Source organism: Pseudomonas sp. HP_08 (assembly GCF_055284095.1).
Window position 1 is genome coordinate 220,560 of record NZ_JBTOQC010000054.1, and the last position, 15,495, is coordinate 236,054.

General features: G+C 55.6%; 20 protein-coding genes. 17 read left to right on the forward strand and 3 right to left on the reverse strand.

Annotated elements, in window-relative coordinates:
* Positions 1-8: 8 nt before the first annotated feature.
* From ACYAS9_RS31360 to ACYAS9_RS31405, 10 genes are all read left to right on the forward strand, one after another.
* Positions 9-560 (forward strand): phage baseplate assembly protein V, encoded by a 552-nt coding sequence (locus ACYAS9_RS31360; RefSeq protein WP_463572394.1) that lies wholly within the window; start codon positions 9-11, stop codon positions 558-560.
* Positions 557-994: a phage GP46 family protein gene (locus ACYAS9_RS31365; RefSeq protein ID WP_463572395.1), complete on the forward strand. Its 438-nt coding sequence runs from the start codon at positions 557-559 to the stop codon at positions 992-994. Before ACYAS9_RS31360 ends, ACYAS9_RS31365 begins: the two co-directional genes overlap by 4 nt.
* Before the next feature lie 58 nt (positions 995-1,052).
* Positions 1,053-2,177, forward strand: a complete 1,125-nt coding sequence (locus ACYAS9_RS31370; RefSeq protein ID WP_463572396.1) for a baseplate J/gp47 family protein — start codon at positions 1,053-1,055, stop codon at positions 2,175-2,177.
* Positions 2,170-2,817, forward strand: coding sequence for a putative phage tail protein (locus ACYAS9_RS31375; protein ID WP_463572397.1), 648 nt, complete (start codon positions 2,170-2,172; stop codon positions 2,815-2,817). The genes ACYAS9_RS31370 and ACYAS9_RS31375 overlap by 8 nt, the downstream gene beginning before the upstream one ends.
* Positions 2,817-3,677 (forward strand): gp53-like domain-containing protein, encoded by an 861-nt coding sequence (locus tag ACYAS9_RS31380; RefSeq protein WP_463572398.1) that lies wholly within the window; start codon positions 2,817-2,819, stop codon positions 3,675-3,677. Before ACYAS9_RS31375 ends, ACYAS9_RS31380 begins: the two co-directional genes overlap by 1 nt.
* A 66-nt stretch (positions 3,678-3,743) precedes the next feature.
* Positions 3,744-6,080 carry a hypothetical protein gene (locus ACYAS9_RS31385; protein ID WP_463572399.1) on the forward strand — a complete coding sequence of 779 codons (2,337 nt, stop codon included), beginning with the start codon at positions 3,744-3,746 and terminating at the stop codon, positions 6,078-6,080.
* 1 nt (position 6,081) lies between these two features.
* Positions 6,082-6,864 carry a hypothetical protein gene (locus tag ACYAS9_RS31390; RefSeq protein ID WP_463572400.1) on the forward strand — a complete coding sequence of 261 codons (783 nt, stop codon included), beginning with the start codon at positions 6,082-6,084 and terminating at the stop codon, positions 6,862-6,864.
* An 87-nt stretch (positions 6,865-6,951) separates the two neighbouring features.
* Positions 6,952-7,488, forward strand: coding sequence for a glycoside hydrolase family 24 protein (locus ACYAS9_RS31395; protein WP_463572401.1), 537 nt, complete (start codon positions 6,952-6,954; stop codon positions 7,486-7,488).
* Complete coding sequence (locus ACYAS9_RS31400; protein WP_463572402.1) at positions 7,485-8,039, forward strand: DUF2514 family protein; 555 nt, start codon at positions 7,485-7,487, stop codon at positions 8,037-8,039. Before ACYAS9_RS31395 ends, ACYAS9_RS31400 begins: the two co-directional genes overlap by 4 nt.
* 18 nt (positions 8,040-8,057) lie before the next feature.
* Entirely contained in the window at positions 8,058-8,315 is a 258-nt protein-coding gene (locus ACYAS9_RS31405) for a hypothetical protein (protein ID WP_463572403.1), read from the forward strand.
* Here ACYAS9_RS31405 and ACYAS9_RS31410 read toward each other — a convergent pair.
* The gene (locus tag ACYAS9_RS31410) at positions 8,308-9,003 is read right to left on the reverse strand and encodes an SOS response-associated peptidase family protein (protein WP_463572404.1); all 696 of its coding nucleotides are present in this window, start codon (positions 9,001-9,003) and stop codon (positions 8,308-8,310) included. The two genes, ACYAS9_RS31405 and ACYAS9_RS31410, sit on opposite strands and share 8 nt — an antisense overlap.
* Positions 9,004-9,120: 117 nt before the next feature.
* Here ACYAS9_RS31410 and ACYAS9_RS31415 point away from each other — a divergent pair, with 117 nt between their 5' ends.
* Entirely contained in the window at positions 9,121-9,552 is a 432-nt protein-coding gene (locus ACYAS9_RS31415) for a LexA family protein (protein WP_463572405.1), read from the forward strand.
* The gene (locus ACYAS9_RS31420) at positions 9,539-10,816 is read left to right on the forward strand and encodes a Y-family DNA polymerase (RefSeq protein WP_463572406.1); all 1,278 of its coding nucleotides are present in this window, start codon (positions 9,539-9,541) and stop codon (positions 10,814-10,816) included. Before ACYAS9_RS31415 ends, ACYAS9_RS31420 begins: the two co-directional genes overlap by 14 nt.
* Positions 10,817-10,836: 20 nt before the next feature.
* Here the strand turns inward: ACYAS9_RS31420 and ACYAS9_RS31425 are convergent, their stop codons facing one another.
* Complete coding sequence (locus tag ACYAS9_RS31425; protein WP_463572407.1) at positions 10,837-11,376, reverse strand: hypothetical protein; 540 nt, start codon at positions 11,374-11,376, stop codon at positions 10,837-10,839.
* 208 nt (positions 11,377-11,584) lie between these two features.
* Between ACYAS9_RS31425 and ACYAS9_RS31430 the strand changes: the two genes are divergently transcribed.
* Together ACYAS9_RS31430 and ACYAS9_RS31435 are read left to right on the forward strand one after the other, a co-directional pair.
* A complete protein-coding gene (locus ACYAS9_RS31430; RefSeq protein ID WP_463572408.1) occupies positions 11,585-11,932 on the forward strand; it encodes a hypothetical protein in 348 nt (115 codons plus the stop codon).
* Positions 11,933-12,166: 234 nt separating this feature from the next.
* Positions 12,167-12,379 (forward strand): hypothetical protein, encoded by a 213-nt coding sequence (locus ACYAS9_RS31435; protein ID WP_463572409.1) that lies wholly within the window; start codon positions 12,167-12,169, stop codon positions 12,377-12,379.
* A gap of 471 nt (positions 12,380-12,850) precedes the next feature.
* Here ACYAS9_RS31435 and ACYAS9_RS31440 read toward each other — a convergent pair whose 3' ends face one another.
* Positions 12,851-13,075 carry a hypothetical protein gene (locus tag ACYAS9_RS31440; RefSeq protein ID WP_463572410.1) on the reverse strand — a complete coding sequence of 75 codons (225 nt, stop codon included), beginning with the start codon at positions 13,073-13,075 and terminating at the stop codon, positions 12,851-12,853.
* A gap of 846 nt (positions 13,076-13,921) precedes the next feature.
* On the opposite strand from ACYAS9_RS31440, the gene ACYAS9_RS31445 reads away from it, so the two are divergent.
* Genes ACYAS9_RS31445 through ACYAS9_RS31455 form a run of 3 tightly spaced genes read left to right on the forward strand, consistent with a single transcriptional unit; the run spans position 13,922 to position 15,495 of the window.
* Positions 13,922-14,557, forward strand: coding sequence for a YajG family lipoprotein (locus ACYAS9_RS31445; RefSeq protein WP_463572411.1), 636 nt, complete (start codon positions 13,922-13,924; stop codon positions 14,555-14,557).
* A gap of 55 nt (positions 14,558-14,612) precedes the next feature.
* On the forward strand, positions 14,613-15,050 hold the full coding sequence (locus tag ACYAS9_RS31450) for a hypothetical protein (protein ID WP_463572412.1): 438 nt from the start codon (positions 14,613-14,615) through the stop codon (positions 15,048-15,050).
* 4 nt (positions 15,051-15,054) lie between these two features.
* A complete protein-coding gene (locus ACYAS9_RS31455; RefSeq protein WP_463572413.1) occupies positions 15,055-15,495 on the forward strand; it encodes a hypothetical protein in 441 nt (146 codons plus the stop codon).

Here is a 15,495-nt window from a genome sequence, read left to right on the forward strand (position 1 = left end):
AGGGAGTCATGGCCCGGCTCTGGCGCCGGATCCAGCTGACCACGTCGTGGGCACGGGTCACATTCAGCGACGACAGCCAGACCGCCCAGTTGCTGCAGGTGAAACTCAACGACAGCGAAACCCGGGACAAAACGCCCCGGGTGGCCGAGTTCGGTTTCACGTCGCGGCCGCCGGCGGGTTCTGATGTTGTTGTGGTGTTCCTGGGCGGGGACCGATCCAAAGGGGTGGTGATTGGTACCGCGCACCAGGTGAGCCGGCCCCGGGGGCTGGCTGTAGGCGAGGCGCAGGTCTATGACCTGTGGGGCAAGTCGATTTACTTCACTGCGGCCGGCGGCATCGTGATCGAGGCGCAAGGCACGCCGGTGACGGTCAACAATGCCACCGTGGTGACGATCAATGCGACCGACAAGGTGCTGCTCAACACGCCGCTGCTGGAGGTGACCGGCGATATCAAGGCCGGTGGCGAAATCAGCGACAAGGTACGCGCCATGTCGGCCGACCGCGCCATCTACAACGGCCATACCCATGGCGGTGGCCAGACACCAGGACAACAGCAATGACCGATATCACCACCGTCTGGATCATCGAGACCGGCACCGGCGACTGGTCCATTACCGGCGGTGCGCTGGCCAGCGGCAACGACCTGGCCAGCGCGGTACTGATCAGCCTGTTCACGGATCGGCAGGCCGATGCCGACGACGTTTTGCCGGACGGCAGCGATGACCGGCGCGGCTGGTGGGGCGATGACGGTGCCGAAAAGTCCATTGGTTCGCGCCTCTGGCTGCTGGATCGCTCGCGGTTGAATCAGGACGTGTGCAACACCGCGAAGGTCTACATCGTCGAGGCATTGCAATGGGTCATCGATGACCAGGTCGCTGCCCGGGTCGACGTGTCGACCGCGATCAACGGCCGCTCGCGGATGGACGTCCTTGTCACGCTGACCCGCGCCGATGGCAGCCGCGTGCCGCTGCAGTACAGCTGGGTCTGGTCCTGACCTTCAAAACCTTATGACAGCCGCCTGCGGGCGGCTTTTTTGTGCCTGGAGCTGACCTATGCCTTTCATGCGCCCGACTTTGTCGGACCTGCGTGCGCAGGTGTCCGCCGACATCACCGCAGGCCTGCCCACGGCAGACGGCCTGCTGCGCTTTTCGAACCTGGGCATTCTCGGCACGGCTGTTGCCGGCCTTGGCCACCTGAACTACGGCTATCTGGACTGGATCGCCAAGCAAGCGGTGCCGTTTACGGCCTCGGCCGAGTACCTGGAGTCGTGGGCGGCGCTGAAAAAGATCTACCGCAAGAAGGCCACGGCGGCCCAAGGGCGGGTCACGCTGTTCGGCACACCGGATGTGTTGATCGATGCCGGCACTGAGGTCACTCGCAGTGACGGGGCGGTTTTCACCACCACCGTTACGGTAACGGTGGGTGATAACAACCAGGCCGTCGTCACAGTCCAGGCGGCCATTGCCGGCGATGCCGGCAATACGGCCGTCGGCAGTGCCATGACGCTGGGGTCCTCAATCACCGGCGTCCAGTCCACCGGTGCGGTCACGGGCGTCATCACCGGCGGCGCCGATCAGGAAAAAGACGATTCGTTGTTTGCGCGCATGCTCGATGCGTTCCAGAACACGCCGAAAGGCGGATCCGGGGCCGACTACGTGTCGTGGGCGATGGAAGTCAGCGGCGTGACCCGAGCATGGTGCGCGCCAAGCGGTTTCGGCGCCGGGACGGTGATCGTTTACGCCATGCTCGATGACGCCAACGTCGAACACGATGGCTTTCCTCAAGGTACTAACGGGGTTTCCAGCATTGATCCTCGGGCGACACCGGCGAACACGGCGGCCGGCGATCAGCTGATCATTGCGAATCACTTGTTCGACGTGCAGCCGGTGACGGCCATGGTGTACGTGTGCAGCCCGGTACCGCGAGCCGAATCGTTCACGCTCACCGGCCTGGCCAACGCCTCGACGACAACCCGAGCGGCGGTCGAGGCCGCGATCCGCGAGGTTCTTGCTGAGCAGGGCGAGCCCAAGAAAGGATCGATTGTCGAGCTGTCGGCGATTGATTCGGCGATTGCTGCCGTCGCCGGCACTGCCGGCTTTGTGATGACGGCTCCGACGCAAAACATCGTCAACGTGCTGGGCCAGCTGCCGGTGCTGGGTGCGGTCGACTATGTCTAAGTATTCCCGCGACGACTTCACCGGCGCCTTACTGGGCCTGCTGCCACGTGGGCGGGTCTGGCCCAAGGAGCTGGCCAGCGTCCAGGCGCAGGCAGCGGGGTGCTATGCCCCGACCTTTGAGCGCATCAGCGAGACGGCTGTGGCGCTGCTCGTCGATGCGTTCCCGGGCACTACGACCGACCTGCTGAGCGAATGGGAAACGACTTTGGGCCTGCCGGATGCCTGCACCGTGCCGGGCTCTCAGACGCTGGCAGAGCGGCAGGAGGCGGTGGCCGACAAGATATCGGCATCTGGTGGGCCTCAGCGGCCGTACTTCATCGGGATCGCTTCGCGACTGCGCTTGAACATCACGATCAACGAATACGAAACCCTGACCGTCGACAACGGCGCCGTCGGGTCCTTTCTCTATGGCGACGGCTGGCCATGGTCGTGGCTGGCCCAACTGCCGGTCACGGCCTACGGGACGATGGCAGCGAACACGCTCAATTGCCGCCTGCAGACCGAGGCGCCGGAATACACAAACGTAGCTTTGGGGTTTGGCGGCGACATCGCGGCGCGTGTATCAGGCATTGCTGATCATCTGTTTGGCGTCATCCACTACATCACGCCGGCGGCCGTTGCCGGCAGCGAGGATTTTTAATGGAACTCATCTCTGCCTGGACCGATCTGGTGCAGCCGGACGGCCGGTTTCGCTACGGCAGTCTGGTAGCTGGCCAGGCGCCGACGCCGCTCAAGGCTGAATGGCTAAACATGATGCAGGAAGAGCTGGCCAGCGTTGTTCTGCACTTCTTGCCCGCACTGGACAAGACCAATAACAAACAGTTGCTCAAAGTCCTGGTCGACAAGTTTGCACAGAAAGCCACGACGCTGGCGGGGTACGGCATTCTGGATGCGTACACAAAAAACGAGACCGATTTTCTCCTTTCGAAAAAAGCCAACTGGGCCACAACAATAGCCGGCTATGGCATTACCGATGCGTATACGAAGACTGAGATAGATGCCGCTAAAGCGGCGAAAGCCACCACGTTAGCGGGTTATGGCATCGCCAACGCCTATACCAAAACAGAGGTCGACAATGCTAAGGCGGCGAAGGCCACTACCTTGGCCGGCTATGGTATTGCTGATGCCTATACGAAGCTTGAAATTGACACCGCGCTCGGGCTGAAGGCGAACAAGAGCACGTCGAGTCTGGGGGTGAATGGCTGGCATCTGGATGCGTCGACTGGGCGGCTTGAGGTGTGGGGGCAGGTTTCTCTCGTGGTACCCACCAATGTGGGGGATCGGGTCGATGTCGCGGTGGTGTTTCCTAAGGAGTTTCCAGTTGCAGCATTCAACGTAACTTGCTCTAACACTGGGGGCAACAGTTCGGAAATCGTAGAGAACATGATCGGGTTCAGTGCCGTGACTAAAACAGGCATGACTGTTTCTGCAAAGCGGGTGGCAGGGACTCAAACTGGAACCGAAGCCACCATTGTGCATTACCGTGTCATAGGTAATTGATTAACCAAACTTCGTCACTTTATTTGTAAGCCCGCGCAATGCGGGCTTTTTATTGGGCTGAAAAATATGGCGACTGATATTTCTGCGCTTGAGGCGTATGCCGGGCAACTGTCCGAGGCTGCTTTAAAGTCTCAGGCAGCGGCACAGCTGCAGCATGAGTACATACACGGCGGCAAGACTGCGGATGTTACAACCGAGTCGGGCGCGTTGCCGACACTGGCTAAGCAGGCTGCGCAGTCGCAAGAGAAGGTTACAGAGGTACTTATTGATGTAGCGTCTCAGATCACAGGGAGTGGTACTTATCCGACGATTGAGCGGGGTCTGCAAAAAACCGTAAACGGAGCTTATTTCAGCGTCCCTAGCGTAGCCAACAAAGAGTATTTGATCCTTTATGAGAATGTTTCTGGTACGGCTGTAGAGCGCAAGAAATATCCGAGTACGACGGCGCTCAATAAAACGGTCAGGTCATTTAAGACTGTGCCATTGATGTTGGTCGAGCTTGAAGCTGACGCAGAAGTAAGGGCTGTCGTTACTCATGATCCAGTCCCCGGAAACAATGGCTGGTATGAGAAGGTTGGCGAATCGGGCACGGGTGGGTGGCGGTGGGTAGATAATCAGCCGGCAACGTCCTCTGAACTAAACGGGTTGCGCAAACAGGTAAGCCCACAAAAGCGCCCCAGTGATAAGAACAGTTTCAACGCGCCGTTGACTTTCGGGGTGGCTGGCGCCCAAATTCTTTTTGGTGTGCATCAGATAGTGCCAAGCGGCCCATCACAAACCAAGGGCGCTGTGCCAATGGTTGGTGACACACCTATCTTACCGATGCGCACCATGCTGCGGCCTAGCAGCGAAAACTTCCCTGATACTGAAGTTTTGATTATGTCGGGTGACTCCGTAATGATGGAGTCGGGCGGTTCAGGAACACCAGTTATCCCCGTTGTGACTTACGACGCCAAACTGATCAGCGAACAGAACAAGTCGCCGGTAGCTAAGCGTTACGCGCTGATCAGCGGAGGCCAGGTTTGGGCTTACGGGCCGGCTACTTCCGCGCAGATCACGCAGACCGGAACGTGGTTGGCTGCTCAGGCGGTGAGCTTCGATATCATCAAGGCGCTGAAGGTAAACCCTACAGATGCTGCGAAACCGCAGCCTCATTCTATCTTCCGTGACGGGCGTATTTTCCGGGATGGTCAGGTGCTGTTTCACAAGCTCTACACGGGCCAGAGCCTGGCTCTGGGCTCGAGGGGTATCGTGCCGAACCTGGCGGGTGAATACACCATTGGCGGCGTTAAGGGCAACCTGTTCTCACCTGCGGCGCCTGTGGGCTATGCCGACAAGCTCTGGACTCTGAGTGGCGGCCCGCGCCCCTCGAACTGGGAAGGAACCACAGCCTTTGACCCGACCCGGGAGTACGTTTCCGGAGTTCTCGGTGAGACTCAAGCGACGACCTACATGCTCGAGACTCGAAAGTGGCACGAGCGCGAGACCTCAGTGCTGCCGCAGCTGATCTGCAGCATTTCTGCGGTAGGCGGTACCGCTTACTCTGGCTTGAAAAAAGGTACCCCGACCTACACGAACGCGCTTTCACAGATCACCACTGCCAAGGATATCGCCGGCAGGATGAACCTGGATTACGTGGTGCCCAGCATTTCCATTGTGCACGGCGAGAGCCAGAGCAACACCACGCGCGCAGAATACGTGGCGTATCAGCTTGAATGGGGCAACGACTACCGTACTGATATCCCGGCAATTACCGGTCAGCTTATTCCGCCACTGGTTTTCATTTCCCAGATGCTCACCGGTGATCCTGGCGTGGCCATGGCCGGCATTCCCCTGGCCCAGACCGACGTTTGTGAGAGTACAGAATGGTTCATCATGGTAGGCCCAAAATACAACGAACCGTATTTCGATAAGTACCACATGTTGGCGCCTGGTTACATGAACATGGCTGGCCGAGAAGCCCGAGCCGAGCGTCTTACCCAGGTCAGCGGTAAATGGCAACCGTTGAAGGTGTTGTCGGCGGCCGTATCCGGCGCCGTGATAACGCTGAAACTCAACAACTTGCCCAGCGGAAACGCGGGTACCCCTGGCCCTATCGGCAAGTTGGTGGCCGATACTGCACTGGTTAGCGATCCGGGGAATTTGGGCTTCGCGCTGTCTTCTGGAACTATCAGTAGTGTTGTTGTAGGTGTCGATGGTGCCTCTATTGTTATCACCGCGGCTGCGCCGATTGCAGCTGGCACTACGCTGACCTACGCCTTGCAGCCAACGCTGGAAGAGCCGCAGAACGGCAATGGTCGTCGTGGATGCATCCGTGATACCGACCTTCGCGACCTTTCACGCTTTGACGGTAAGCCAATTTATAACTGGCTGTGTGCTTTCTCAAAAAATTTGGAGCTTTAAAATGCCGCTTTCTATCCTGACTTTCCCTGGCTCTGCGTCTGTATCTGGCATGCCAAAACTTGATGTTTCTGACAGCGAAATTGAAGTTGCAAATATCCCAAGCCTAAAGTTCTGGCCAAGCCTCTTCGAATATGGCGTAAAAGAGGGTGTGGTCAAAGACCGCGTGACACGCAATGTCTTGCCAGCCTACGGTATTTCACAGCCTGCAACAAAGTTCACAGCGATGGTTAACGGCAAGAAAGGTTACACGGTCAGCGCCCTGGCAGACACGCTTATCATGCCGGGGTTTGATACCTCTGGCTCTTTCACAATCGCATGTGTTTGCGGTTCGAATGTTTCTTTTGGCAGCTTTTCTGAAAGTGCAGCTACAGATTCTGTGCCTGCACCGTGGGGAGTCTTTTCGGATGTAAGCCCAACCGGATTAGTATCGATGGTGTTCGGTACTATCGCAGTTGCTTCGTCGATTGCTGCAACATGGCCTATAAAGCTGTCAGCAACTGCTTTGACAGCTGTTGTTATCATTTTTGACCGAACGGCTGGTACGTTGGCTGTTCGTTACAACGGTCAGCAAATGTACGTTCGTACTGATGAGCTTATTAAAACCGTCAGTCTGAACAAAGAACTGTTGATAGGTGGTATGCGTGTTGCTGGCGCAGGTCGAGCTATCACTACGCGTGCCTTGGCAACCAACGCATTCATGGCGTTCAACTCCGCGCTTAAAGGTGAAGAATTGGCGTCGGTAGAAAATACGTTGCTGATCGCTGCTGCGGCTCCGGCTATTTAATCCCTCTCGCTCAAGCTGTTGTAACGACTACAAATTCCGGTACCCCCGACCGCCTTGAGCGGTTTTTTTTCGCCTGGAGAAAACTCAATGGCACGAATCGATGCCGCCCGTGCCGGCGGCAAAAACGTTTTGGCTTTCCTCGACATGCTCGCGTGGAGCGAAGGCACTTCAACCATCAAGAAAAGCGACGACGGTTACAACGTCCTGGTGGGTGGCACGCTGTTTGTTGATTACAGCAAGCACCCGCGAGTCCTGGTCGACCTGCCGCGCTACAAGATCAAGTCTACTGCCGCTGGCCGCTACCAGTTTCTGGCCCGAACCTGGGACGCCATCGTGAAGAACTACGGGTTCATCGGGCGGTTCATTCCCGAAGCCCAGGACCTGGCCGCCGTGAAGTTGCTGATCGAGTGCGGAGCTATGCCATTCATCAAGGCCGGACAGATACAGCAGGCCATCGCCAAGGCCTCTCCGATCTGGGCGAGCCTGCCTGGTGCCGGCTACGGCCAGCGTGAGCACAAGTTGGCCCAGCTGCTGGAAATCTACGCGAGCGAGCGGGCGCAGGAGGAAAAACCGGAGCCCGATCTGCTGGCAATGTACACGGCTGCCGGCGGGGAGCTGGCGTGATTGCCTTGGGCACTGCTGGTTCTGGCCGGTTCTGGCTGGCAGCGCTCGGCGTGCTGCTGGCCATCGGCCTGGCATTCGGCGCGCTGTACCTGGCCTACGATCACGGCCGTATGACCGAGCGGGCGGAGTGGCAGGTGCGCTGGAGCGGCCGAGACGCCGACGACACTGCTGCGCGGCTGAAAGCCACAGAAAACGAGCGCACCCGTGAGCGCGCCCTGCAGCAATCAATTGATCAGGTACAGGCCGATGCAGAAAAGCAGATCGATACCGCACTCACTCAAGCTGCTGATGCTGCCAATGCTGCTGACGGGCTGCGCAACCGAGTCAGCCAGTTACTCGCCGCCGATCGAGCGCGCCGCAATACCTGCACTGCCTCCAGCAGCGCGGCAGCCGAAAACCCCGGCAATCTGCTTGCCGTCGTGCTCGACAAATCTGTCGCAAGAAATCGGGAGCTGGCAGCAGCTGCTGACGCTGCCAGAGTAGCGGGGCTGGCGTGCGAGCGGGCTTATAATGCGTTGTCGCCCGACGCCTTGAGTGCCAGACTCCGCTGATGATCAAGGGGGGGCGCCATGAAAGGACTTGCTGTGGTTATTGCTGCTTTGCTGCTGCTTGGGTGTGCCAACCGTCCCGGGGACTGCGCCTTGGGCATGGCGCTGGATGTGTGCCTGCCAGGAACCAAAGGCCATGCCAACTGGCAAGCGAAGTTGAATAAAGCGCGACAGGATCATGAGCTTAAGGCTGCGGCGGACGACCAGCAGTGCCAGTCCTACGGGGCTAAGCCAGGGTCTGATGTCTACGTTAACTGTCGCGTGCAACTGGCTAAATAGCCGTCATTGGGCGGATTATCTCCGGTCCTTGGTTCTTTACATTCCCAACCCCACGGCCCACAGGATGCCAGCGGAAGTCCCCGGCAGGCCGGCACCCTGAACGCACAATCTCCGCCGCGCGCTCAACAGGCGTGTCCAGATCCAGCCATTCCTTGGCGAGCTCAGGAGTCAGCGTCAGTGGCTTGCGGTCGTGAATGTCGATCAGGCCTTTGTCTGCTGCAGCTGTGACAATCACGAAGCCGTCGAGGTCGTCCGGCTCGATATCCGTGTGCACTTCCGCAAGAGCAGCAAAGTAAAGGGGCTGGCCATCCTGGCTGGTGATGTAGTAGGGCTGTTTCTTCTTCGGATCGTTCGGATCTTTCACCCACTCATACCACCCGTTTGCTGGTGCCAGAGCTCGGCCATTCGGCCACAACCCCTTCCAGAATTTCCCCTCCAATAACGTGTCCGCCCGAGCATTGATCGGGTCGGCACGCTTTCCTTTTGCCCAGTGCGGCGCCCATCCCCACTTCACTTTGTCCACTCGTAAGCCGCCATCGGCAGGCCTGATCAGCTCAACGCGCGTCGTCGGTGCCACGTTGTATCGGTTGATAGGTTCGTGGTCATAGCCATTGATCACGACCAGCTCCAGTTCGAGCTGGCGCAGGTAGTGGTCGATAGATTCGTAGATCGAATAGCGTCCGCACATGATGGCCTCTCGTCGTCTTTTCCCTTATCCAACATTGACCTGCTAGCGATGTGATAGTTAACTGTATATGCATACAGTTACATTTCCCATTCACACAACATATCGCAGGCTCGCACGATGAGCGTCAAATTTTTGGGGCAAATAGCCCCTGGCGGCGTCAAGATTCCATTGTATTCCTTCCACGTCCCTGCGGGCTTCCCTTCGCCTGCCGCCGATCACATCGAACGGCACATCAGCCTGGATGAGCTTTTCGATATCCGGGCCCCGCATGTGTACCTTGCCCAAGTGTCTGGCGACAGCATGCAAGGTGCTGGTATCCATTCCGGCGATCTGGTGATCGTCAATTGCGGCTTGGAAGCCGAGCACGATGACATCGTGATTGCCTGCCTGAACGCTGAGCCTGTATGCAAACGACTTTATTCCCGCAACGGCACAGTAATTCTCAACTCTGAAAATCCTAAATATCCAGCCCGCCACATACTCGAAGGCGATGAACTGCAGATTCTGGGCGTAGTGAAGTACAGCGTCCGCGACCATGACAAAGCCTGATCAGACTTTTGCGCTCATCGACTGTAATTCGTTCTATGCGAGCTGCGAGCGGGCATTCAGGCCTGACCTCGCAAAGACCCCGATCGTGGTGCTCAGCAATAACGATGGCTGCGTGATAGCTCGCAGCTACGACGCAAAGCCGTTCGTGAAGATGGGGGAGCCGTACTTCCAGATCAAAGACAAGCTTCGCCGGCACGGAATCGCTGCATTCTCAAGCAACTACGCGCTATATGGCGATATGAGTGAGCGGGTGATGATGATCATCGAGAGCCAGGTGCCGGCGCTGGAGGTGTTCAGCATCGACGAGGCGTTCGCTGATTTGACTGGGATCCCTGACCGCACACAGTTTGGGAGAGAGCTGCGCGCTAGGATATTGAAATGTACGCGCATTCCTGTGGGCGTGGGCATTGGCCCCACGAAAACTCTGGCTAAGCTTGCAAACCACACTGCAAAAAGGTTGCAGGTGCACACTGGCGGCGTCGTCGACCTCTGCGACAAGTTCAAGCGAGACTGGGTGTTGCGCAACACTGAGGTGAAAGAGGTATGGGGTGTGGGTCGGAAGATGGCTGCGCACTTCGAAGGTATGGGTATCAAAACCGCAATGGACTTGGCGCGGGCCGATCCGGTTACGCTGCGCGCAAAGTTCAGCGTCGTGATCGAGAAGACCGCGCGCGAACTGGCAGGCACTGCCTGCCTGGAACTCGGTGATGAAGATCCCCCGAAACAAGAGATCTGCAGCAGTCGGATGTTCGGCACCCGACTGACAGAAATCGAGCCTATAAAAGAAGCAGTCGCGACATACGTGCAGCGCGCAGCAGAAAAGCTCCGTGCACAAGGCTCTGTGTGCAAGAAAATGCGCGTCAGCATCCGCACAGGCATGTTCAATCCCGATGAGGCGAAGTATGCACAGGGCGCACTGGTCGAACTGCCATACCCCACAAACGATACGCTGCTGCTGACCCGTGCCGGCACAGAGGCTGTAGAGAGGATCTTTCGGGAAGGTTACCGCTACAGCAAGGCCGAGGTGCTGCTGCTGGACTTGAGGCAGCCAGGCGAATTCACCGCTGATCTGTTTGCCGCTAGGCAGTCCGCTGTTACCGATCGAATCATGAGCGTCATGGATGAAATCAATGGTCGATGGGGTAGGGGGACTGTGCGATCAGCCGCTGTTCCAGCAAACCCGGATTGGGCAATGAAGCGCGAGATGATGAGCCAGAGCTACACAACCCGAATTGATCAGCTCTGGACTGTGAAATGCAATTGAAGTCATCAGGGGGTAGGCAGCTAGGCATGTTCAAGCATGTCTATAAGCTCTTTTCTATAGCGGATTAGTTGGCTTCTAGCAATCTTTAAGGCGTAAAGGAATATTGGATTAGGGGTGAGCTGAAGCATTCGACTGTAAATAGCTATCTGGTAATCTTCGGCCGCGATATTAGAGATCAGAAATTTTCTTGGGATGCTGCTAAAACTGCTAGAAGTCTTTCGGCTGGTCCGAGGTGATTCCAACCTTTTAACTAGAGTCTTGAGAGGGGTGGTAGAAAGCCCATGATCTGCAAGCACTTCAAGCAGAAGCTCTGTATGTAGCTGCTCCAGGCTCTTTTTAGGGTGCCGGTAGACGCTGACAAGCATCACTCCCAAAACATCAATATGCCTAGCTTTCTTTCGTGCTATGCGGTTCAGAGCAGTTTTTCGTAAGGGATCTGTTTCAGTTGCCGCCTGTAGTAGGTAGGTAGTTGCCATAGCAATCTCTCCTCTGTCGCTGGAAATTAGATTGAGGAGAAGCTCGATGAATTCTGAAGCGCAGTAGGAGTCATGAGTGTCCATTTTGTGATTCCTGGAGACGCGGGTTTTAATGTAAATAAAGATGTTTAGCTTGGGTTCAGGTAAAAAGCAAATAGATTTATTTGGTGTTTAATATCATTCTGCCTTCATCCACTGATCAATTTCAATTGACAATCTACCGCTATTAGATTGACGGCAAATGAGTACAAGCAGACTATCGCATGATGTCATGGGAAGGAATAAGTATTACATGTCAGAGATCGATGTCTTAGCTGGCGACTTTCTATGCGGTCGCGGGGTGTTTCATAATGGTTACATTGATATTGAAACTGAGCTTCATCCGTGGCCCGGAGTCTGCTTGGGCGTAGAAAAAATACTGAGGATTTTTGTAGTCAGCGAGGACGCTAGCTCGATGATCTTCCCAGATAAATATACCTTCGACTCTCATGAGCCTTTGGGCGAAGAAACGGCTGAGGTGACGTTTCTGGTTCTCTTCAAGGATGGTAGGGCGATGCTTGCTATGGCTGATGCCGCCACGTTGAGGCAGATCGCCTTGGCAGCACATGTGGCGATCCCTGGCAGTGATGGCGTCTCTTGAGCATGTCAGCCGCTGGCAGGGAGTAGTACCTGAATAAGCGGTTGTAATATTCATGCATACCATTGGTCAGTTGTGCGAAGGTAGGTGTGTTCGCATCTGATGCTGGGTTTTGGGTGTTTCCAATCAGCGACAGTTGATCGACGTGTACTGCGCCTATGATCATATCAAGATTTTTGGCGGATTTTTGGAGCTGGCTCTGTAGTACATGCCAATTTGTACTATTTCGGAGATTCAATGGAAGTCACGCTGACGCACTGTGAAGTTTATGGATTGAATGGCTATAAAATAGGTCGTTTGGATACGGAAGGCCTCATTTGGAGTGATAGGGCCATCGTTATGAGGGTAGTGGAGGGGCGAGTGTACTCGATGCATGAACAGTATTTAGGCAGGTTTAAAAATGGAATAGGCAAAACGGATAGAGGCGAGGTGATCTTCACTGCTTTTTAAGCAGCCAGAATTTTTATAGTTTTGGCATGAATTGACTGCTAATCGGCAGGATCTGAAAAAAAGTCCTCGATTAGCAGCAGGAAAAGGCGGCGTTGTGCCTGCACGCCAAATAATTAGCTTTTTTGCTGAGTCGTTATAATGCTTTATGGATATTCCTAAAGGATTGGTCTAAATCTTGACACTCTGATTTCTTCTGTAGGAGCTGTCCAATGTTTAGGGATAAGCCATCTTTCACCACGAGCTACCGGAACTACCGTATAGAAGTTCGCTTGGTGCAACATCCAAGAGGCGTAATCACTGATTTGAGAATTTTTAGTTTAAACGATTCAGCTCTAGCATTTTCTGTAAGGGGAGAGGAGTTATTTGCCGATAGCGATGATGCGTCTAAAGCAATGACTGCTATAGCATTCGGCTTTGTTGACTCGATGCTGGTCCATAGACATCCAGGCAAACGCCCCTCATTTGAATAGTTCACATAGCTAATCGGTGCTCCTTTATCAGTCTGGCTACGAAAAGAGCTTCGTTGATGGATTGCTCTGCATCCTGAGTCGCGCAGTTAGGACGCAGGTCCAGCAATTTACCCACGTCCACCTTGGCTTGTACTGCCAGGGCGTGAGGGTCAAAGCCAAGCTCGTACGCTGCGCTGAATATCGCTATGAGGGTATTGCTGTAAATCATGTCTGGAGGATTGATCATGATGCATTCCTTATTTTTTCGGGCGGTTGACCCTTAACCACCTCTACGGGATTTAGTCAGCGCTTGCCGAATCTGCAAAACAAGTGAAAGCCGACGAAATTACCTTATGCCGCCGAATGGGTAATGGCGCTGTGATTCTGCGTGGCGCTTGGGTATGGGGATTTGTTTCGGCAGGACGCCCAGGGGAGGAGGTGGTGGGCCAATCTGTGGGCCACAGTATGCGTTATGCAGCGGTGTCAGGCGTCTGAAACCCTAGCAAATACAGCACTACAGGCCGCACAAAACCGCGCTTTTAATCGCATGGTGATGTTAGCTGTGGAGATCAATTGCTTGTCCTGTCAGGTTTTCAGGGTTGTATTGCTGTGTCATTGCCAGGCTTACCCACATTCGGGCCAGTCACAGGCGAGCTGCCAGCTTATCCAGCGCCCTCCATTCAGAGGGTGAGCTGATCCGTTTTCATAAGTGGAAAGCAGCCGCTCGACGCTATGACCCAGCTGGCCAGCAATGAACGCAGGGTTCATCCCGGACATCAGGCATAGGGTTGCGTAGGCAGGGCGCGTGTCCTATCGACGGCGCTTTTGAATACCGAGGGCTTCGAGCACAGGTTTGAGGGCGCGGATTGTAACACCTGACTGCTGAATCCACATCCCGCCTTTGCCGGGCGGCAATCTCAAGAGGTCTACAGGCTTGCGAACACTGGGGCGCGTTGAGAGGGCGTGGCAATTGGTCGCGCCTGTGCAGGCATCTGTCCCTTGTTGAGAAGCCATCAGCAAAGATTCAGATTTTCGGTAAGATTGGCCTGATCTTTAGTGGATCAGGCCAATGAAGGCAATAAGGAGATGGTGCGTGACAGGTTATCGGATAGCGGTAGGGATATTGTTGTTGGGGGTGCTGGCCGGTTGTGCAACTGGCCGATCAGAGGTGGACGTGAATGCAGTTCACGCCAGCCCTGATCAAGTGACTGTTGCAAGTAATGGCAAGAAAGTGTTGGTACGCGCTACGGACGAGCGAATCTTTGAGATTAATCCGCGCAGCGCTGATATTCCCTCTCTGAAGGATGACGAGATCAATGACAGATCAGTGACTGAGCGTGCTATTGGTCGTAAGCGCGGAGGCTTTGGAAAGGCTTTTGGCGATGTGGTTTTGCCGTCCGGACGTACCGTCTCTCAACTGGCTGGAGAGGCCGTTTCCAATGCCTACAGAGAGGCCGGTTATGAGGTCGTCACGGACAGAAGTACACTCGATGCCATTGCAGTCAATGTGCATGTTATTGAGTTCTGGTCCTGGTTTTCTCCGGGCTTCTGGTCGGTGGCTGTAAATAACAAATCCCAACTGAGAATTGAGAGCCCCGGATCCCCTGATCTTAAGGTCGTAGCGCACATAAACGAGCGTATGCAAGCGGTCACTGAGAGCGACTGGAAGAAGATCACAGAAGCCGGCCTTCAGGAAATTACCAGGGAAACCAAAAAACAGCTGAAGTAGAGAAAGGCTGCGTTCGGCAGGGCTCTATTTTTAGCAAAACGTTGTAGGCGGCTTCATGCATCCAATCGTTGAGCATGCTCTAGCATTGATTGAGTCGGAGTCCGCTCAAGCGCAATACGATCATGCGTTTGACGCGGTTGCAGACATTGTCACTGAGTTTGGGGAGACGGACTTGGCTGAGCGCTTGATTCAGGAAATCCCGTCATCGACGGGATTTCAGCGTATCGCCAGACTCTTCGATTTCCTGGCATGGCAGACAGAGGATAATGGCGCGGCAATAGTCCGCACTGCCGATCGATGGCTGGTCGAAGGGAGCGATATTCGTAAGCTTATGGTTGCATTAAACCTTGAAGTTTATCCGTTTCCAGATGCGCATGAGATGTACCGGGTGCTGGCCCATCTTGCGACCATCCATCCACAGCTATCAGACAGGTGCGAGGATTTGATCGCTTCTCGAAGACAGTCCTCAGAAAGGAGCCGGCGCCCGGAATGAACCAATGAAAACCTCTCGCTGGAGGGTTGTTGCCCTGTTTCTGACGGCGTTCCTGCTCGCGCTCGCCCTGGTTCCGGAGCGCAGGCTCGCGTGCGACGACCATCCTTATCTGACCGAAACCAGCCCGGACGGGCAGTGGAAGCTCACTGTATGCCCCCGACCCATGTGGTTCGCGATGCCAGGCAGCGGCAGCGACGCTCCCGGCTGGATCGTCGTTCGAGACCGGTCATCTTTAATCCGTGGTGTGTCCAGCCTGTCCATGTTGCAGCTCTATGGTGGAGCGATTTCGGGCAATACCACAGAGTGGGCGTCGGACGGCGTCAGCCGCATGATGGTCTTCGATCTTTCCTTGAGGCCGGTGAGCAGCCCTGTCGAAGGCTGGTTGAACGATCGCCTGTGGCGGTTGCGGGCGCTGTTGGGGCTGGTGCCGAGTGACGACAATTGA